18 protein-coding genes are annotated in these 18088 nt (G+C 71.9%); 10 read left to right on the top strand and 8 right to left on the bottom strand.

What is annotated here, in order from left to right:
- The first annotated feature begins 548 nt into the window (after window positions 1-548).
- Genes recA through AC0I8G_RS24675 form a run of 3 tightly spaced genes read left to right on the top strand, consistent with a single transcriptional unit; the run spans window position 549 to window position 2423 of the window.
- The gene (gene recA / locus AC0I8G_RS24685; protein WP_380161629.1) at window positions 549-1601 is read left to right on the top strand and encodes a recombinase RecA; all 1053 of its coding nucleotides are present in this window, start codon (window positions 549-551) and stop codon (window positions 1599-1601) included.
- Window positions 1598-2119, top strand: a complete 522-nt coding sequence (locus AC0I8G_RS24680; protein ID WP_471732318.1) for a regulatory protein RecX — start codon at window positions 1598-1600, stop codon at window positions 2117-2119. The genes recA and AC0I8G_RS24680 overlap by 4 nt, the downstream gene beginning before the upstream one ends.
- A 10-nt stretch (window positions 2120-2129) precedes the next feature.
- On the top strand, window positions 2130-2423 hold the full coding sequence (locus AC0I8G_RS24675; protein WP_328291980.1) for a putative quinol monooxygenase: 294 nt from the start codon (window positions 2130-2132) through the stop codon (window positions 2421-2423).
- A 60-nt stretch (window positions 2424-2483) separates the two neighbouring features.
- Here the strand turns inward: AC0I8G_RS24675 and AC0I8G_RS24670 are convergent, their stop codons facing one another.
- Genes AC0I8G_RS24670 through AC0I8G_RS24655 form a run of 4 tightly spaced genes read right to left on the bottom strand, consistent with a single transcriptional unit; the run spans window position 2484 to window position 5767 of the window.
- Entirely contained in the window at window positions 2484-3371 is an 888-nt protein-coding gene (locus AC0I8G_RS24670) for an amino acid ABC transporter permease (RefSeq protein ID WP_471732307.1), read from the bottom strand.
- Window positions 3368-4018 carry an amino acid ABC transporter permease gene (locus tag AC0I8G_RS24665; RefSeq protein WP_471732306.1) on the bottom strand — a complete coding sequence of 217 codons (651 nt, stop codon included), beginning with the start codon at window positions 4016-4018 and terminating at the stop codon, window positions 3368-3370. The genes AC0I8G_RS24670 and AC0I8G_RS24665 overlap by 4 nt, the downstream gene beginning before the upstream one ends.
- 28 nt (window positions 4019-4046) lie before the next feature.
- A complete protein-coding gene (locus AC0I8G_RS24660) occupies window positions 4047-4952 on the bottom strand; it encodes a glutamate ABC transporter substrate-binding protein (protein ID WP_471732305.1) in 906 nt (301 codons plus the stop codon).
- A gap of 29 nt (window positions 4953-4981) precedes the next feature.
- Window positions 4982-5767 carry an amino acid ABC transporter ATP-binding protein gene (locus AC0I8G_RS24655; protein ID WP_471732304.1) on the bottom strand — a complete coding sequence of 262 codons (786 nt, stop codon included), beginning with the start codon at window positions 5765-5767 and terminating at the stop codon, window positions 4982-4984.
- 130 nt (window positions 5768-5897) lie between these two features.
- On the opposite strand from AC0I8G_RS24655, the gene miaB reads away from it, so the two are divergent.
- Window positions 5898-7397 (top strand): tRNA (N6-isopentenyl adenosine(37)-C2)-methylthiotransferase MiaB, encoded by a 1500-nt coding sequence (gene miaB, locus AC0I8G_RS24650; RefSeq protein WP_471732303.1) that lies wholly within the window; start codon window positions 5898-5900, stop codon window positions 7395-7397.
- Window positions 7398-7535: 138 nt separating this feature from the next.
- Here the strand turns inward: miaB and AC0I8G_RS24645 are convergent, their stop codons facing one another.
- Complete coding sequence (locus AC0I8G_RS24645) at window positions 7536-7865, bottom strand: antitoxin (protein ID WP_471732302.1); 330 nt, start codon at window positions 7863-7865, stop codon at window positions 7536-7538.
- Between the two features lie 27 nt (window positions 7866-7892).
- Between AC0I8G_RS24645 and miaA the strand changes: the two genes are divergently transcribed.
- Window positions 7893-8846, top strand: a complete 954-nt coding sequence (gene miaA / locus AC0I8G_RS24640; RefSeq protein ID WP_471732301.1) for a tRNA (adenosine(37)-N6)-dimethylallyltransferase MiaA — start codon at window positions 7893-7895, stop codon at window positions 8844-8846.
- Window positions 8843-9766 carry a diaminopimelate epimerase gene (gene dapF, locus AC0I8G_RS24635; protein WP_471732300.1) on the top strand — a complete coding sequence of 308 codons (924 nt, stop codon included), beginning with the start codon at window positions 8843-8845 and terminating at the stop codon, window positions 9764-9766. Before miaA ends, dapF begins: the two co-directional genes overlap by 4 nt.
- Here dapF and AC0I8G_RS24630 read toward each other — a convergent pair.
- Window positions 9750-10358, bottom strand: coding sequence for a class I SAM-dependent methyltransferase (locus AC0I8G_RS24630; protein ID WP_471732299.1), 609 nt, complete (start codon window positions 10356-10358; stop codon window positions 9750-9752). The two genes, dapF and AC0I8G_RS24630, sit on opposite strands and share 17 nt — an antisense overlap.
- 102 nt (window positions 10359-10460) lie before the next feature.
- Between AC0I8G_RS24630 and hflX the strand changes: the two genes are divergently transcribed.
- The 3 genes from hflX to AC0I8G_RS24615 all read left to right on the top strand — a co-directional run bounded on the left by hflX (window position 10461) and on the right by AC0I8G_RS24615 (window position 14913).
- Entirely contained in the window at window positions 10461-12014 is a 1554-nt protein-coding gene (gene hflX, locus AC0I8G_RS24625; RefSeq protein ID WP_471732298.1) for a GTPase HflX, read from the top strand.
- Window positions 12015-12110: 96 nt separating this feature from the next.
- Window positions 12111-14198, top strand: coding sequence for an ATP-dependent DNA helicase (locus AC0I8G_RS24620; RefSeq protein WP_471732297.1), 2088 nt, complete (start codon window positions 12111-12113; stop codon window positions 14196-14198).
- A 31-nt stretch (window positions 14199-14229) separates the two neighbouring features.
- Window positions 14230-14913: an aspartate/glutamate racemase family protein gene (locus tag AC0I8G_RS24615; RefSeq protein ID WP_471732296.1), complete on the top strand. Its 684-nt coding sequence runs from the start codon at window positions 14230-14232 to the stop codon at window positions 14911-14913.
- Here AC0I8G_RS24615 and lexA read toward each other — a convergent pair.
- The gene (lexA, locus tag AC0I8G_RS24610) at window positions 14888-15571 is read right to left on the bottom strand and encodes a transcriptional repressor LexA (protein ID WP_380259826.1); all 684 of its coding nucleotides are present in this window, start codon (window positions 15569-15571) and stop codon (window positions 14888-14890) included. The genes AC0I8G_RS24615 and lexA overlap by 26 nt on opposite strands.
- A 246-nt stretch (window positions 15572-15817) precedes the next feature.
- Window positions 15818-17404: a methyl-accepting chemotaxis protein gene (locus AC0I8G_RS24605; RefSeq protein ID WP_471732295.1), complete on the bottom strand. Its 1587-nt coding sequence runs from the start codon at window positions 17402-17404 to the stop codon at window positions 15818-15820.
- Window positions 17405-17585: 181 nt separating this feature from the next.
- Here AC0I8G_RS24605 and AC0I8G_RS24600 point away from each other — a divergent pair, with 181 nt between their 5' ends.
- Window positions 17586-17855, top strand: coding sequence for a DUF2277 domain-containing protein (locus AC0I8G_RS24600; protein ID WP_471732294.1), 270 nt, complete (start codon window positions 17586-17588; stop codon window positions 17853-17855).
- Window positions 17856-18088: the final 233 nt, after the last annotated feature.

Genomic DNA, 18088 nt, shown 5'->3' with positions numbered 1-18088 from the left:
CAGCGGTGGGCCCAGCCGCGGCAGCAGCAGCGCTCCCGCGGCGGGGTCGTCGCGCAGCAGGGCGACCATCCCCCGGCCCCCGGCCAGGCGGAGCGCGCCGATCTCGTGGCGGGCCTCGCCCTCCCCGAGGGGGAGGAGGACCTTGAGCACGACCGGTCGACCGTCGGTGGTGGTCGCTGCCGCGACGTAGGCCTCGGTGGCCCCGGTGAACGGGCGGCCGACGACGACGCCCCACTGACGTTCCAGCCGGGTGAGCAGCTCCGGGAGGGCCTCCAGCCAGTCCCCGGCACCGGCGGCGAGGGCGTGGTTGCGGAGCACCTCCGACACGGCGATCACCCGCGCACCTCCAGGCCTCTCGGCAGACGCCCCCCGACACGCCGAGGTCTCGTCGAGTTGGGATCGAACACCTGTACGGATAGCATCGACGTGTCCACAGGGGGCTCGTCAGGCTCCTCCGTCCACAGTCCTCCTCGTCGTTGGGGGGTCGTGTCGGAGGTCTGTCCTAGCGTTCCCCGAGTCAGTTGGAACCCAGACCACAAGGTGGAGACATGCCCGCTCCTGCGGACCGCGAGAAGGCCCTCGATGCCGCCCTCGCCGCGATCGACAAGAACTTCGGCAAGGGCTCGGTCATGCGGCTGGGCGACGACGTCCGGCCCCCGATCGAGGTCATCCCGACCGGCTCCATCGCCCTGGACGTGGCGCTCGGCATCGGCGGTCTGCCCCGTGGGCGCGTCGTCGAGATCTACGGCCCGGAATCGTCGGGCAAAACGACCGTCGCCCTGCACGCCGTCGCCAGCGCCCAGAAGGCCGGCGGCATCGCCGCCTTCATCGACGCCGAGCACGCCCTCGACCCGGACTACGCGGCCAAGCTGGGCGTCGACACCGACGCGCTGCTGGTCTCCCAGCCGGACACCGGTGAGCAGGCGCTGGAGATCGCGGACATGCTGATCCGCTCCGGCGCCCTCGACATCATCGTCATCGACTCCGTCGCGGCCCTCGTGCCGAAGGCCGAGATCGAGGGCGAGATGGGTGACAGCCACGTCGGCCTGCAGGCCCGTCTGATGTCGCAGGCGCTGCGCAAGATCACCGGTGCGCTGAACCACTCCGGCACCACCGCGATCTTCATCAACCAGCTGCGCGAGAAGATCGGCGTCATGTTCGGCTCGCCCGAGACGACGACCGGCGGCAAGGCCCTGAAGTTCTACGCCTCGATCCGCCTCGACGTGCGCCGCATCGAGACGCTGAAGGACGGGACGAACGCCGTCGGCAACCGCACCCGCGTCAAGGTCGTCAAGAACAAGGTCAGCCCGCCGTTCAAGCAGGCCGAGTTCGACATCATCTACGGCCTCGGGATCTCCCGCGAGGGTGGCCTCATCGACCTCGGTGTCGAGCACGGGTTCGTGCGCAAGTCCGGGGCTTGGTACACCTACGAGGGCGACCAGCTCGGCCAGGGCAAGGAGAACGCCCGCGCCTTCCTGCGCGACAACCCCGACCTCGGTGACGAGATCGAGAAGCGCATCAAGGAGAAGCTCGGCATCGGTGCTCGCATGGACGCGCCCGCCGAGGACGTGGCCGCCGTCGAGGAGAAGGTCGACTTCTGAGCCGTCGGTCCCGAGAACAGGTCCCCCCCGGTCCGGACGAGAACCCGGACCGGGAGGCCGACCCGCACGAGGTCGCCCGCACCATCGCCCTGCAGCAACTGACGGGGGCGCCGCGCAGCCGGGCCCAGCTCGCCGAGAAGCTCGCGGCGAAGGAGGTTCCGGCCGAGGTCGCGCTCGAGGTGCTCGACCGCTTCGAGGAGGTCGGTCTCGTCGATGACAAGACCTTCGCCGAGGGCTGGGTGCACTCCCGCAGCAGTGGGCGGGGCCATCGCGCCCTGGCCCAGGAACTGCGGATGAAGGGCGTCGACGACGAGACCGCGGCCGAGGCCCTCGAGGCCGTGGACGACGCGTCGCAGGTCGAGGCCGCGCGGGCTCTGGTGCAGCGCAAGGCGGGCGCGATGCGCGGGCTGGAGCGGGCAGTCCGGGAACGCCGTCTGTACGGGATGCTGGCGCGGCGGGGTTTCCCCTCGGACGTCGTGGTGCGGGTCGTGCGTGAGGAGATCCAGGGCGAGGCGTAGCCTCCGGCGCGTGACCACCATCGCCATCCTGGAACTGACCATCAAGGCCGAGAACGTCGCTGACGCTCCCGCCATCCTCACCGAGACCCTCGAAGCCACCCGCGCGTTCGAGGGCAACCTCGGCTGCGAGGTCCTCATCGACGACGCCGACGAGACCCACGTGTCGATCGTCGAGCGCTGGGAGTCCGTCGAGAACGACAACGCCTACCGCGCGTTCCGGCAGACCCCCGAAGGCGCGTCGCGGCTCGGGACGATCGTCGCGGACCGCAAGCTCACGCTCTACACCGTGCGCGACGACATCTGACGGCAGAGACCACGAAGGCCCGTCCCCGGGTGGGGACGGGCCTTCGTCGTTCCCGGGTCCTCAGACCGCGGCTCCGGTGGCCTGACGTCCCTGGGCGATCTCCACCGTCGCCGTTGTGCGGCGCCCCGTGGACAACCGTCGTTGCACCCGGCGGGCCAGCAGGTCCAGCAGGAGGTTGACGACGACGAACATGAGCCCGACGACGAAGTAGGTCTGGATCGAGTTGTCCAGGACTTGTCGCAGTCGTCCCGCGATCTCGCCGACGTCGTCCAGGGAGACGAGGACCACGCTGCCGAGGGCGGTGTCCTTGAGCACGACGATGAGCTGACTGATCAGCGCCGGCAGCATGGCCCGGACGGCCTGCGGGAGCTGGATCTGCGTCATGACCTGGCCGCGGGTCAGGCCGATGGCCAGCCCCGCCTCCACCTGCCCCCGGGGGAGGGACTGGATCCCGGCCCGGACGATCTCGGAGATGATCACGCAGTTGTACAGCGTGAGCCCGACGACCAGGACCCAGAACGAGCCGGGGTGGGCGTTCAGGGTCCGCAGCAGGATGTCGACGTAGAGGATCGTCACCACGACGGGCAACCCGCGCAGCAGTTCGATCACGGCGATCAGCGGGATGCGGGGGCCTCGGGGCAGCAGCAACCGCAGCGCCCCGATCACGAGGCCCAGGACGATCGAGGCGACGACGGCCACGGCCGCGACCCGGAGGGTCACGCCCCAGGCGGGGAGCAGCAGTCGCCAGACCGGGGCGAAGTCCGTGTTCGTGGGGTCGACCAGCGGACCCCACTTCTCCGGGGTGAGCTGTCCCTGCTGCTGCATCCGGACCAGGACCAGCGCGATCGTCGCGAGCAGCAGGACCCCCGCCACGATGCTGCCGATCCGGGTCCGGCGGCGCGCGACCGGCCCGGGGGTGTCGAAGAGGACCGCGGTCGGGGCGCTCACCGGGCCACCGCCATGCGTCGCTCGGCGATCGCCAGCAGCAGTGCGGCGGCCAGGGTCAGGACGAGGTAGCCGATGGCCATCCCGGTGATGACGGGCAGCCGGGACAGACCCTGCGCGCTGGAGAGCCGGGCGTAGACGCTGAACAGGTCGCCGCCGACGCCCATCGCGCCGGCGACGGCGGAGTTCTTGATCATCGCGATGATGACGTTGCCGACCGGGGGGACCACCGCCCGCATCGCCTGCGGGAGGATGATCTGGGTCAGGCTCAGGCCGAACGGGAGCCCGATGGCCCGGGCCGCCTCGGCCTGCCCGGTCGGGACGGTGGAGATGCCCGACCGGACGGCCTCGCAGACGAACGACGCGGTGTAGACGATGAGACCGCAGACCGCGAGCGTGTAGTTCGAGGCGTTGATGCCCAGCGCGGGGACCCCGAACACGAAGAAGAACAGCACGATGACCAGCGGGGTGTTCCGCAGCAGCGTCACGTAGGTGGCGCCGACGCCGCGCAGGACGGGGACCGGGCTCACCCGGAACACGGCCAGCACGGTGCCCAGGACGAGGGCGCCGAGCGCGGCCCACGCGGCCAGGCCCAGGGACCTGAGGAACCCTGCGGCGTACAGATCGAGGTTGTCGATCACGGGGTCCACGGGGACCGCCCTCCGGGAGTGTCGAGGATCAGACGCAGGCGTCGGCGGTGGGCAGGGTCGGCACCTCGGTGCCCTCGTACTTCCCGGCCGTCGCGTTCCAGGCCTTCTCGTAGTCACCGGACTCGGACATCTCGCTCAGCGTCTCGTTGATGAACTCGCAGAACGCGGTGTCGCCCTTGGTGATGCCGATGCCGTAGGGCTCCTCGGTGAACTGCTCCCCGACGAGCTTGAACGCGTCGTCGGACTTGGCCACCAGACCGGTGAGGATGACGTTGTCCGTCGTGACCGCCGCGACCTGGCCGTTCTTCAGCTGGTCGGCGCAGTCGCTGTAACCGGCGAACTCGACGAGCTGGCTCGGGTCGGCCAGGTACTGGCGGATGTTCTCGGCCGGCGTCGAACCGGTGACCGAGCAGATCTTCTGGTCGGGGTTGGCCTTGAGCGACTCCGGGCCGGTGATGGTGGAGTTGTCCTTGGCCACCATGATCTGCTGGCCCGCGACGTAGTACGGCCCCGCGAAGGTGATGCGTTCCTTGCGCTTGTCGTTGATCGTGTACGTCGCGACGACCAAGTCGACGTCGCCGTTGGCGATCAGGTCCTCGCGCTGGGCGCTGGGGGAGGGGACCCAGGTGATGGCGTCCGGGGCGATCCCGAGCTTGGCGGCGATGTACTCGGCCACGTCGACGTCGAAACCCTCGGGGACGTTCTCCAGGTTCGCCAGGCCGAAACCGGGCTGGTCGAACTTCGTCCCGATCTTGATCTTCTTCGCCTCGGAGATCGTGGCCATCTTGGTGCCGGCCTCGAAGCTGGCGCTGGCCTCGGCCGTGGGCTGGTCGGCGGCCCCCTCCTCGGAGAGTTCGCCACCGCCTCCGCAGGCGGTGAGCGCGAGCAGGGTGGTCGCCACGCCGGCGAGGGCTGCGGTGCGGAAGTTCCTCATGGGTGGTGCCTCCTGGTGTGTGGTGCTCATCAGTGGGTGAGGATCTTCGAGAGGAAGTCCTGGGCGCGCTCGTGCTTCGGCGCGGTGAAGAACGTCTCGGGATCGGTGTCCTCGAGGATCGCGCCGTCGGCCATGAAGACCACGCGGTCGGCGGCCCGGCGGGCGAAACCCATCTCGTGGGTCACCACGACCATGGTCATGCCGTCCTTGGCCAGACCGGTCATGACGTCGAGGACCTCGTTGATCATCTCGGGGTCGAGCGCCGAGGTGGGCTCGTCGAAGAGCATGACCTTGGGGTCCATGGCCAGGGCGCGGGCGATCGCCACGCGCTGCTGCTGGCCACCGGAGAGCTGGGCCGGGTACTTCGGGCCCTGGCTGGCCAGGCCAACCCGGTCGAGGAGTTCGTCGGCGCGCTTGCCCGCCTCGGCGGCGGACTTCCCCCGCACCTTCACCGGTCCGAGGGTCACGTTCTCCTTCACCGTCTTGTGGGCGAAGAGGTTGAAGGACTGGAAGACCATCCCGACGTCCGCGCGCAGCCGGGCGAGGTCCTTCCCCTCGGCCGGGATGTCCTTGCCGTCGATGGTGATCCGGCCGGAGTCGACGGTCTCGAGCCGGTTGATCGTGCGGCACAGCGTCGACTTGCCGGACCCGGAGGGTCCGATGACCACGACGACCTCGCCCTCGGCGACCGTCAGGTCGATGCTCTTCAGCACGTGCAGGGCGCCGAAGTGCTTCTGCACCCCCTCGAGGACGACGAGAGGGCGGCGCCCGGACGGGCGCGGTGACGGTTGAGGGGCCTGCACGTGGTCACTCATGCGGCTGGACCGTACAGGAGGCGCGCAGTCTGCCCACAGGTCCCGCACCGCGGCGGCGACATCGTGACCCGAAAGTGACCCCGGTCGACGCGCCACGCGTCACCTGGACGGAGACCTAGACTGGGGCGTGATGAGCACGACGACGGAAACCCAGCCCAGCCCCGCCCGCACGTACCAGGTGCGCACGTTCGGCTGTCAGATGAACGTCCACGACTCGGAGCGGTTGTCGGGGCTGCTGGAGGACGCAGGCTACGTGCGCTTCGACGAGGCCGGCGCTGCGCCGGTCGAGCCCGACGTCGTCGTCTTCAACACCTGCGCGGTGCGGGAGAACGCGGACAACAAGCTCTACGGCAACCTCGGCCACCTCGCCCCGGTGAAGGAACGTCGCCCGGGGATGCAGATCGCCGTCGGCGGCTGCCTGGCGCAGAAGGACCGCGGCGAGATCGTCCGCAAGGCGCCCTGGGTCGACGTCGTCTTCGGCACCCACAACGTCGGTGCGCTGCCGGTGCTGCTGGAACGCGCCCGGCACAACGCCGAGGCCCAGGTCGAGATCCTGGAGTCCCTCGACGTCTTCCCCTCGACGCTGCCCACCCGGCGCGAGTCGCCCTACGCGGCCTGGGTGAGCATCTCGGTGGGGTGCAACAACACCTGCACGTTCTGCATCGTCCCGGCCCTGCGCGGCAAGGAGAAGGACCGTCGCCCCGGCGACGTCCTCGCCGAGATCGAGGCCCTCGTGGGTGAGGGGGTCCTCGAGGTCACGCTGCTGGGTCAGAACGTGAACACCTACGGCGTCGAGTTCGGGGACAAGCTCGCCTTCGGCAAGCTGTTGCGGGCCACGGGCGGGATCGAGGGCCTGGAACGGGTCCGCTTCACCAGCCCGCACCCCTCGAGCTTCACCGACGACGTGATCGACGCGATGGCGGAGACGCCGAACGTCATGCCGAGCCTGCACATGCCGCTGCAGTCCGGTTCCGACCGCGTGCTCAAGGCGATGCGCCGGTCCTACCGCCAGTCCCGCTTCCTCGGGATCATCGACGGGGTCCGGGCCAAGATCCCCGACGCCGCGATCACCACCGACATCATCGTCGGGTTCCCGGGGGAGACGGAGGGGGACTTCGAGCAGACGCTGCACGTCGTGGAGCAGGCCCGCTTCTCCAGCGCCTTCACCTTCCAGTACTCGCCGCGACCGGGGACCCCGGCCGCGACGATGGGCGACCAGATCCCCAAGAAGGTCGTGCAGGAACGCTACGAACGCCTCACCGCCCTGCAGGACCGGATCACCTACGAGGACAACCAGGCCCAGGCGGGACGCACCCTCGAGGTCCTCGTCGCCGAAGGTGAGGGTCGCAAGGACGCTGCGACGCAACGGCTCTCGGGTCGCGCTCCGGACAACCGCCTCGTGCACTTCGCGCTGCCGGAGGGGACGCAGGCACCACGACCGGGCGACGTCGCGACGGTCACCGTCACCCGCGGTGCTCCGCACTACCTCGAGGCCGACGAGCTGCGTGGGTTCGCCGTCCGCCGCACCCGGGCGGGGGACGCGTGGGAGTCCCGCCAGGCCCGGCCGGAACCCGAGGAGACGGGTCCGCGGCCGGTCAGCCTGGGACTTCCCAGCCTGCGGGTGCGCTGAGCTACTTCGCGGGCGGGGCCGAAGGTTCCGGTTCGGGCAGCGGCATCGGCACCGGGTCCGGGATCGGTTCCCCCGGCGTGCCCGGCTGCGGGACCGGGCTCGGCGGGGTCGGCGTGGGCAGCGGCGGGGTCGGGATGGTCATCGCACGGGCCCGGTCATCGGGGTGCCGACCGAACTCGTCCCACCGCTCATCGGGGTGCCGCCGCCGGGCAGCGACGACGGCGGCGCCTGGTCGGCGGCCTTGTCGACCCCCTTGCGGGCGAGGTCGCTGACCTTGCCGACCTTGTCGGCGTACTTGCCGTCGGTCCGGGCGTTCACGAACTCACCGGCCTTGCCGATGGCCCCCTCGGCCTTGCCCGAGTGCTCGGCGGCGAACCCGCCGGCCTTGTGGAGCGCCTGTTCGGCGACGTCCTTGGCCTGCTCGGTGGCCTCGTTGATCTTGCCCTTGAGGAAGTCCATGGTTCCCATCCACCCACCCTCTGACACCATGACCGCGTGGGCCAGTCGAACGTTCCCCTGATCGCGATCACCGGTCCCACCGCCTCGGGCAAGTCCGACGTCGGGGTCGCGCTGGCCCAGCTCCTCGAGGGCGACGGGGAGGGCGGCGGGGAGGTCGTCAACGCCGACGCCATGCAGCTCTACCGCGGGATGGACATCGGCACCGCGAAGCTCACCGGGGCCGAGATGCGGGGCGTGCGCCACCACCTGCTCGACGTCCTCGACGTCACCCAGACCGCCGAGGTCGCGACGTACCAGGCGCAGGCGCGGGACACCTTCGCGCAGGTCCGCGACCGCGGTCACGTCCCCGTGCTCGTCGGTGGCTCCGGCCTCTACGTCCGGGCCGCCCTGGACGACCTGCGCTTCCCCGGCACCGACCCCGTCGTCCGCGCCCGCTGGGAGGCCGAGCTCGAGGCCCTCGGCCCGCACACCCTGCACGCCCGCCTCGCCGACCGCGATCCCGACGCCGCGGCGAAGATCCTGCCCGGCAACGGCCGACGGATCGTGCGGGCCCTGGAGGTCGGCGAGATCACCGGCCGGCCCTTCGCCGCGTCCCTGCCCGAGCAGACCTACCTCGAACCCGCCCTGCAGATCGGCCTCGCCGTCCCGCGGGAGCAGCTCGACGCCCGCATCGACGCCCGCGTCGAGCGGATGTGGGCCGCCGGACTCGTCGAGGAGGTCCGCGCGCTGGAGGGGCGGGGGTTGCGGGACGGGCTGACCGCCGGCCGGGCGCTGGGCTACGCGCAGGTCCTCGACGCCTTCGACGGGAAGACCACCGAGGACGAGGCCCGCGAGCTCACGGCACGACTCACCCGCCGCTTCGCCCGCAAGCAGGAGTCCTGGTTCCGTCGCGACCCCCGGGTGCACTGGCTGGAGGCCCCCGACGGGGCCGAGGCGGGCGACCTCGCCCGCCGGGTGCTGCAGCTGCTCCCCGTAGCATCGCCCGCGTGAGCGAACCGCGAGAGGGACTGGCCTTCACCAAGGGCCACGGCACCGAGAACGACTTCGTCCTGGTCGCCGACCCCGACGGTTCGTGGGACCCGAGCCCCGCCCTCGTCGCCGCGATCTGCGACCGCCGCGCCGGGATCGGTGCCGACGGCCTGATCCGGGCCGTCCGCGACCCCTCCGGGGCGGCCGCGTGGTTCATGGACTACCGCAACAGCGACGGCTCGATCGCGGAGATGTGCGGCAACGGGATCCGCGTCTTCGCGGAGTTCCTGCTGCACAACGGTCTGCTGCCGGCCGACGCGGGCGACGGACGCTGGTTCGACGTCGCGACCCGGGCGGGGGTGAAGCGGCTGCGCCGTGAGCTCGACGGCCAGTGGACCGCCGACATGGGGTCCTGGAAGCTGACCGGGGGCGAACGGGCGCTGGAGCGCGGTGCGGACGCCCTCGTCCACATCGCCGGCCTCGACGGGGTCGCCCGTCCCGCGCTCTCCGTGGACCTCGGCAACCCGCACACCGTCGTCGCGCTCGCCGAGCAGGACGAGCTCGCCGCCGCCGACCTCACCTCGGCCCCCGTGGTGGAGCCCGTCCCGGCGCAGGGCACCAACGTCGAACTCGTCGTCCCGCTCACCGCCTTCGACATCACCGGCGACGACGTGCCCGACATCGCCGAGATCACCATGCGCGTGCACGAACGCGGCTCGGGGGAGACCCGCTCCTGCGGCACCGGCGCCTGCGCGGCGGCGCTCGCCGTCCGGGCCTGGGCCGGCGGGGGAGCGCCCGCGGTGTGGCGCGTCGACGTCCCGGGCGGAACGCTCGTCGTCACCGTCGGCGCCGACTCCACCCTCACCGGCGGCACGGTCTGGCTGTCCGGACCGGCCGAGCTCGTCGCGACCGGCGTGCTCTCCCTCAGCCTGACGACCTGAGCGACAGGACGCGGAACCCCTTCGACGTCGTCGTGCGGGTCGTGCTCGTCCCGGGCAGCACCCCGGACCCCAGCCACGCGTGCAGCGAGTCCGAGCCGAGGTTCTTCTGCACCACCAGGTGCGCGACCCCACCGGGGACCAGGCGCGGCAGCCAACGCAGCAGCAGCTCGTGCAGCGCCTCCTTGCCGACGCGGATCGGCGGGTTCGACCAGATCTCGGTGAACCGCAGGTCCGGGTCGACGTCGTCGGGCAGGCTCGCCCGCACCGTCACCCCGAGGTGCGACGCGTTCAGCCGCACCAGGTCCAGGGCCCGCTCGTTGACGTCCACGGCGTGCACCACCTGGTGGGGGCGCTGCAGGGCCAGCGACAGCGCGATCGGGCCCCACCCGCAGCCGAGGTCGAGGACGTCCCCGGGGGCGTCGTCGTCCTGGATCAGCGGCAGCAGGACGGACGTGCCCTGGTCGACGTGGTCCGCGCTGAACACCCCGCGCGCCGTGGTGACGCTCAGCTCGCGCCCGGCCAGCCACACGTCGAGCTCACGCCGTTCGTCGGCGGTCGCGGGCTGGGCGGAGAAGTAGTGCTCGGGGGACACGCCCGAGAGGGTACGGGCTGAAATACCCTCGCCGCTCGCACCGTTGAGTGTCACGCTGGGTGTGCCACCCGACGTGGCGCACCGCAACGACCGAGGAGGTCCATGAACCACCGTCCCGCTTCCGCGACACCGGAGTCCGCGGAACCCGAAGACACCACCAGCGAACGCGACCGCGAGTTCGACCGGGCCATCGCCCGGATCCTGCGGGGACACGACGGCCCTGGCGGTGACAACGGGGACGCGCCGGCGGAGGAGACGGACGAGCACTCCAGCTTCGACGGCGAGCAGCTCGACCTCGCCGACCGCCGGGCCCTGCGACGGGCCGCGGGTCTCTCCACCGAACTCACCGACGTCACCGAGGTCGAGTACCGGCAGCTGCGCCTGGAACGGGTCGTCCTCGCGGGCGTCTGGTCCAGCGCGGACTCCAACCGGGCTGAGGCCGAGGTCTCGCTGCAGGAGCTCTCCGCCCTCGCCGCCACCGCCGGGTCCGACGTCCTCGCGGGCGTCATGCAGCGCCGGGCCACCCCCGACGTCGCGACCTACCTCGGCTCCGGCAAGGCCGCGGCGCTCGCCGACCTCGTCGCCGCGGAGGGGGCCGACACCGTCATCTGCGACGGTGAGCTGTCCGCCTCACAGCGTCGTGGTCTCGAGGACATCGTCAAGGTGAAGGTCGTCGACCGGACGGCCGTCATCCTCGACATCTTCGCCCAGCACGCCAAGAGCCGGGAGGGCAAGGCACAGGTCGAGCTCGCCCAGCTCGAGTACCTGCTCCCGCGCCTGCGCGGTTGGGGTGAGTCGATGTCGCGCCAGGCCGGTGGTCGGGTCGCCGGTGGTGCGGGGATCGGTTCCCGTGGTCCCGGTGAGACGAAGATCGAGCTGGACCGTCGCCGCATCCGCAACCGGATGGCCAAGCTGCGCCGCGAGATCAAGGGCATGGGGACGGCGCGCGACGAGAAGCGCTCGCTGCGCCACGCCCGGGCGGTGCCGTCGGTGTCCATCGCCGGCTACACCAACGCGGGGAAGTCCTCGCTGCTGAACCGGCTCACGGGGGCGGGGGTCCTCGTCGAGAACGCCCTGTTCGCGACGCTGGACCCCACGGTCCGGCGGGCCCAGACGCCCGAGGGGCGGCCGTACACGCTGGCCGACACCGTCGGGTTCGTCCGTTCGCTGCCGCACCAGCTCGTCGAGGCCTTCCGCTCGACGCTGGAGGAGGTGGCGGAGTCCGACCTCGTGCTGCACGTCGTCGACGGGTCGCACCCGGACCCGGAGGGTCAGCTCGCTGCCGTGCGCAGCGTCCTCGCGGACGTGAACGCGCAGGACGTCCCGGAGCTCGTCGCGATCAACAAGGCCGACGTGGCCGACCCCGAGGTCCTGCAGCGCCTGCTGCGCAAGGAGAAGAACTCCATCGCGGTCTCGGCGCGTACCGGGGAGGGGATCGAGGAGCTCCTCGCCCGCGTCTCCTCGATGCTGCCGGTGCCCGACGTGGAGATGGACGTGGTCGTGCCCTACGACCGCGGTGAGCTGGTCAACCGGGTCCACACCACCGGCCAGGTGCTCTCCGAGGAGCACACCGCCGAGGGGACCCGGATGCTGGCCCGGGTGCGGCCGCGACTCGCGGCCGAGCTCGAGCAGTACAAGCTGTCCCGCACCGCCTAGCCGCGGTGTGACACCGCACCGTCCACAGCGCGTCGCCACCACGACGCGCTGTGGACGGTGACCCTCACCCGGTCCGGCTCGGGGGAGGATGGTCCCGTGAGCGCTTCGACCGACACCCCTACCGAGACCGGCGCCGAGACCACCACCGACGCCACCACCGACGCCACCACCGAGGTCGAGGGTCCCGAAGCCGCCCACCTGCTCGACGTCGTCGTCGACGCCCTCGGCGGTCAGCGCCGCGAAGGGCAGGCGCGGATGGCCCAGGCCGTCACCGACGCGATCCGCACCCGGCGCCACCTGCTCGTCCAGGCCGGCACCGGCACCGGCAAGTCGGTGGCCTACCTCGTGCCCGCCGTCGCGCACGCCGTGCACGCCGACCGCCGCGTGGTCATCACGACCGCCACGCTCGCCCTGCAGGCCCAGGTCGTGGAACGCGACCTGCCGCGCCTGGCCGCGGCGATCGCTCCGCAGCTGCACCGCGAACCCACCTGGGAGCTCCTCAAGGGGCGGTCCAACTACCTCTGCCGCAACAAGATCGACGGCGGCTTCCCCACCGACGAGGGCGCGCTCTTCGACATCGCCGCGCCCACCACCGACTCCTCCGCCGGGACTGACGGCCGGCTGGGCCGCGAGGTCGTCCGGTTGCGCGAGTGGGCGGAGACCACCACGAGCGGCGACCGCGACGAGCTCGACCCCGGGGTCAGCGACCGGGCCTGGAAGCAGGTCTCGGTCTCCGCCCGCGAGTGCCTGGGGTCCCAGCGCTGCCCCGTTGCGGCCGAGTGCTTCTCCGAACGGGTCCGGGCCCGCGCGCGCACCGTCGACGTCGTCGTCACCAACCACGCCATGACGGCCATCGACGCCCTTGAGAGCGGGGGGCAGTTGCTGCCCGAGCACGACGTCCTCGTCGTCGACGAGGCCCACGAGCTGGCCGACCGGGTGACGGCGGTCGCGACGGCGGAGCTGTCCGCCTCGGTGCTGCACGCGGCCTCTCGTCGGCTGCGCCGTTCCGCCGGGATCGTCTCGGAACACCTCGACGACGCGGCGATCGCGCTGGAGGCCGCCCTCGAGGACGCGCCCCCGGGGCGCCTGGACCGCTGGCCGGACCAGCTCGCCGACGCCGTCGTCGCTGTCCGGGACGCGGCCCGGACCGCGCTGAGCGACCTCAAGGACGCCTCCGAAGGGCAGGGCAAGGAGGAGGACGCCGAGTCCCGCGGGGCGCGTCACCTGGCCCGGGCCGCCGTCCAGGACGTGTTCTCCGTCGCCGAGCGCCTCGCGGAGGACGTCGGTCGGGGCGCCCAGGACAGCTACGACGTCGCCTGGGTGACCGCGGGTTTCGGCCCGGCCTCCCGTGCACCGTCCCTGCACATCGCACCCCTGTCGGTGGCGGGTCTGCTGAGGGAGAAGCTGTTCGCCGAACGCACCGTCGTCGCGACCTCGGCGACACTGACCCTCGGTGGCTCCTTCGACCCCGTCGCGGGCGCCTTCGGCCTCAAGGGGGAGAAGGGCTCGAAGACGCCGTGGACGGGGGTCGACGTGGGCAGCCCCTTCGACTACCCGAAGCAGGGGATCCTCTACGTCGCCCGGCACCTGCCGCCGCCGGGGCGGGCGGGTTCCACCGACGCCGTCTACGACGAGCTCGCCGCACTGGTCGAGGCGGCCGGGGGACGGACCCTCGGGCTGTTCTCCAGCCGCAAGGGAGCCGAGGAGGCCGTCGAGGCGCTGCGCAAGCGGCTGGGGACCCCCGTCCTCTGCCAGGGCGACGACCGGTTGCCGAAGCTCGTCCGGGACTTCACCGACGATCCCGCGACCTCGCTGTTCGGGACGATGTCGTTGTGGCAGGGCGTCGACGTGCCAGGACCCAGCTGTTCCCTCGTCGTCATCGACCGCATCCCCTTCCCCCGACCCGACGACCCGCTGATGTCGGCCCGTGCGCGGGCCGTCGACGCGGCCGGCGGCAACGGGTTCGTGTCCGTCTCGGCGGCCCACGCCGCGGTGCGCCTCGCCCAGGGGGCGGGGCGGTTGATCCGGGCCACCGGTGACCGCGGTGTCGTCGCGGTGCTCGACTCACGGCTCGCGACGGCCCGCTACGGCGGGTTCCTGCGCGACAGCCTGCCCGACTTCTGGTCCACCACCTCGACCCCCACCGTGCTGGAGGCGTTGCGGCGTCTGGGTAGCGGTGGCTGACGCCGTGCGTCCGGGGTGGCATGCTCGTGAGGTGGCCACCGTCGGCTTCCTGCACACCGCGCACGCCCACGTGCGCGCCTTCCGCGATCTCCTGAACGAGCGGGACGACACCGTCGCCGACCGTCACCTCGTCGACACGGGTCTGCTCACCACCGCGCGGGACCACGGGATCGACAGCGTCCGCCCGGCCTTGGCCGACCGGCTGCGCCGACTGGTGGGGGAGGGCGCGGACGTCGTCGTGTGCACCTGCTCGACCGTCGGCCCGACGGCCAAGTCCGTCGGTGCCGAGATGGGTCTGCGCGTCGTCCGGGTCGACCGCCCGATGGCCGAGGCCGCCGTCCTGGCCGGGCGGCGGATCGCGGTCGTGAGCTCGCTGGACGAGGCCGCGGCGACCGTGCTGCCGCTGCTGCGCGAGTGCGCGGAGACCACCGGTCGGGCCGTGCAGCTGATCGAGGTCCGCTGCCCGGACACCTGGTCGTCCTTCGAGTCCGGTGACGTCCTGACCTACACGACCGGGGTCGCGGAGGCCGTCCGGACTCAGGTGCGGGCGCTCGAGCCGCCTGTGGACGTCGTCGTCCTGGCGCAGGCGAGCATGGTCGACGCAGCGCCGTTGCTGCGCGACCTGCACGTGCCGGTCCTCACCTCGCCCCGGTTGGCGATCGAGGCGGCCGTCGAACTGGTGACCTCGCTCAAAGGCTTCGCAGCACGGCCGTGACCTTGCCGAGGATCGTCGCCTCGTCGCCGTCGATCGGGGCGAAGAGGGGGTTGCGGGGCATCAGCTGGACGTGACCGTCCTTGCGCTGCAGCACCTTCACCGTCGCCTCGCCGTCGATCATGGCGGCCACGACGTCGCCGTTCTCGGCCGTCGGCTGCTGGCGCACGACCACCCAGTCGCCGTCGCAGATGGCGGCGTCGATCATCGACTCCCCGACGACCTTGAGCATGAAGTGCTCGCCGGCGCCGACGAGCTGCGCGGGGAGCGCGAAGACGTCCTCGACCAGTTCCTCGGCGAGGATCGGGCCACCGGCGGCGATCCGGCCGACGACCGGGACGTAGCGCGGACGCGGGCGGCCGTCGGCCGCGGTGGCCTCGAACCCGTCGATGGTGCCGCGGGCCGACGCCGGCGAGACGACCTCGAGGGTCCGCGGACGGCGCGGGTCCTTGCGCAGGTAGCCCAGCTTCTCGAGGGTCTTCACCTGGTGCGCGACGCTGCTGGGGCTGGTGAGGCCGACGGCCTGACCGATCTCTCGCATGCTCGGCGGGTAACCCCGCTGCTCGACGCACTCCTGGATGGCGGCGAGCACCCGCCGCTGGCGGTGGGTGAGTCCGTCGCGGCCGTAGGGACCGTCGGGGAAGTGGTGGACCGAGGCCATCGGCGCCACCTGTCCGGTGTCGCCGGATCCGTCCAGCACGTCGGCCACGTCACTCTCCCTGTCGTTCCGCGTGAGTCGTACGACCGGGCCCCGTCCTGGGGTCCGATCCACGTCACGGTAGTCATCCGGGGGGCGAGGATCAAACACGTGTTCGAACCGGCGTGTCGTGAGACATGACAGGCACCACCGGACGACGCCGCCCCGCGGGGTGCGGGACGGCGCCGGTGGGTCCGGAGGCGGGGTGGATCAGGCGAGGGTGAAGTGGCTGACGAGCTCGCTGAGCTCGTTGGCGGTGCGCGAGACCTCCCCGGCGGTCGTGGCGGTGTGGGTCGCCCCCGCCGTCGTCTGATCCGCTGCGGCGGCGATGCCGGAGATGTTCAGCGCGATCTCCTGACTCCCGGAGGAGACCTCGGTGACGTTGCGGACCATCTCCGAGGTCGTCGCCGATTGCTCCTCCACCGCCGCGGCGATGGTGGCCTGCAGGCCGTCGATGCGGGCGATGACCTCGGTGATCTCCGCGATCGCGGAAGCCGCCTCGGCCGCGTCGGTCTGGGTGGCGTTGACGCGGGTGACGATGGACTCGGTGGCGCGCGCGGTCTGCTGGGCCAGTTCCTTCACCTCCCCGGCGACGACGGCGAAGCCCTTGCCCATCTCCCCGGCACGGGCGGCTTCGATGGTGGCGTTGAGGGCGAGGAGGTTGGTCTGTTCGGCGATGGAGGTGATGAGCTTGACGACGTCGCCGATCTCGCGGGAGGAGGCGGAGAGGCGGTCGAGGGTTTCGCTGGCTCCGGTGGCGGCGTGCACGGCGGAGGCGGCGGTGGCGGAGGCTTCGGCGGTGGAGGTGGCGATCTCGCGGATGGCGGAGGTCATCTGTTCTCCGGCGGCGGCGACGGTGCCGATGTTGGCGGAGATCTCTTCGGTGGCGGCGGAGACGACCTGGGTCTGGGTGGCGGACTCCTCCGCACCGGAGGAGAGCTGGGTGGCGACGGTGGTGAGTTCCTCGGAGGAGCCGGCGAGGGTGGCGGCGGAGTCGGAGATGCGGCGCATGGTGGTGTTGAGGCGGTCCATGGTCACGTCGACGGCGGTGCCGAGGCGGCCGACCTCGTCCTGGGTGTCGAGGCCCACGCGCTGGTCGAGGCGGCCGTCGGCGAGGCCCTGGACGACGGTGAGGGTGCGGGCCAGGGGGCCCGCGACGGAGCGGGAGATGACGACGGCGACGACGGCGGCGATGGCGAGGGCGACCGCGCCGATGACCAGCAGCATCACGACGGCGGAGTGGTAGTCAGACGAACCCTGTGCGGCCATCGTCGTGGCGGCGCCCTGCTCGACCTTGGCGATGGCGTCCAGCTGGGCGAGCAGCTGCTTGGAGATGGGGGTGGTGGTCGTGGTGCGGGCGGCCACGAAACCGTCGAGGTCGTTGGCCTTGGCCAGGGTCACCAGCTGCCCACGCGCGGTGCGGTACTGGGCGATGAGGTCCTGGGCCTTGCCGCGGTCCGCCTCGGTCGAGGCCGGGGAGGTTCCGAGGTAGGCCTGCCACGCCGCGTCGTAGGCGGTGTCGTCCTCGGCCATCGTGGCCAGCGCGGCCGTCGTGGCGGCGTCGTCGGGGGTCAGGGCCGCGTTGGCGATGTCCAGGCGCAGGGCGAGGAAGCCGTACTTCACGTCGGCGATGGTCTGCACGGAGGCGATGCCGCTGGTGGAGAGGTACTGCAGGTTCGTCTGCGAGGAACCGAGTCGGGAGATGCCCAGGGCCACCACCGCCGCCAGCAGGAGGCAGACGACGCCGAAGCCTGCGAAGAGCTTGGGGGCGACGTTCAGGTCGCGCAGTGCCTTCATGGGTGGGCCTTCCAGGGGGTTCTCGCGCGGCGCGGGGTGGGGAAGGTGCCGAGGGCGCAGAGCGGAGCAGGCGGGTGGGGTCGTCGTGCCCATCGGCGGCGCGGCCGGGGTCCTGAGACGATCCGGTGCGGGCGGCGCCAGCCCGTTGTGCGGCGGCGCCCCGCTGCCTAGCGTTCGACGCATGTGTCGCAACATCCGTCAGCTGCACAACTTCGAGCCGCCCGCCACGTCGGAGGAGGTCCAGGCCGCCGCACTGCAGTACGTGCGCAAGGTGGCCGGGTCGACCCGGCCGTCGGCGCGCAACCAGGAGGCGTTCGACCGGGCGGTGGCCGCCGTCGCGCACGCGACGCAGCACCTGCTCGAGGACCTGGTGACGACGGCGCCGCCCAAGGACCGGGAGGTCGAGGCCGCGCGGGCGAAGGAACGCAGCGCGCGGCGCTTCGCCTCCTGACCCTCGGCTCCCGGAGCGTTCGCGCAGGTCAGCGCACGTGTCGGAGGCCGGTGGCAGCGTCTGTCGACGTCACCCCCGGGAACTCGGGGGTTGCGCGCCCCCGTTCGAACGGTGGTAGAACAGACGCGCACGGTCGAACACCCGTTCGACGGTGCGCCACTCGTTGGAGGTCTCTGCTCGTGAGCGCCACCGCCCTCGCCCTGCCCGTCGTCGCACGCCCGGCCCGCCCGGCC

It is taken from the genome of Kineococcus sp. AC630, from assembly GCF_979255925.1.
Note: the sequence above shows the minus strand (reverse complement) of the source record. Positions and strands in the feature narration are given on the sequence as shown.

Excerpts from the sequence above, each read along its gene's own strand:
- recA (WP_380161629.1), top strand. The coding sequence starts at position 549 with ATGCCCGCTCCTGCGGACCGCGAGAAGGCCCTCGATGCCGCCCTCGCC.
- AC0I8G_RS24605 (WP_471732295.1), bottom strand. The coding sequence starts at position 17,404 with ATGAAGGCACTGCGCGACCTGAACGTCGCCCCCAAGCTCTTCGCAGGC.
- AC0I8G_RS24645 (WP_471732302.1), bottom strand. The coding sequence starts at position 7,865 with ATGGGAACCATGGACTTCCTCAAGGGCAAGATCAACGAGGCCACCGAG.
- hflX (WP_471732298.1), top strand. The coding sequence starts at position 10,461 with ATGAACCACCGTCCCGCTTCCGCGACACCGGAGTCCGCGGAACCCGAA.
- AC0I8G_RS24600 (WP_471732294.1), top strand. The coding sequence starts at position 17,586 with ATGTGTCGCAACATCCGTCAGCTGCACAACTTCGAGCCGCCCGCCACG.
- miaB (WP_471732303.1), top strand. The coding sequence starts at position 5,898 with ATGAGCACGACGACGGAAACCCAGCCCAGCCCCGCCCGCACGTACCAG.
- AC0I8G_RS24655 (WP_471732304.1), bottom strand. The coding sequence starts at position 5,767 with ATGAGTGACCACGTGCAGGCCCCTCAACCGTCACCGCGCCCGTCCGGG.
- AC0I8G_RS24660 (WP_471732305.1), bottom strand. The coding sequence starts at position 4,952 with ATGAGGAACTTCCGCACCGCAGCCCTCGCCGGCGTGGCGACCACCCTG.
- lexA (WP_380259826.1), bottom strand. The coding sequence starts at position 15,571 with ATGGCCTCGGTCCACCACTTCCCCGACGGTCCCTACGGCCGCGACGGA.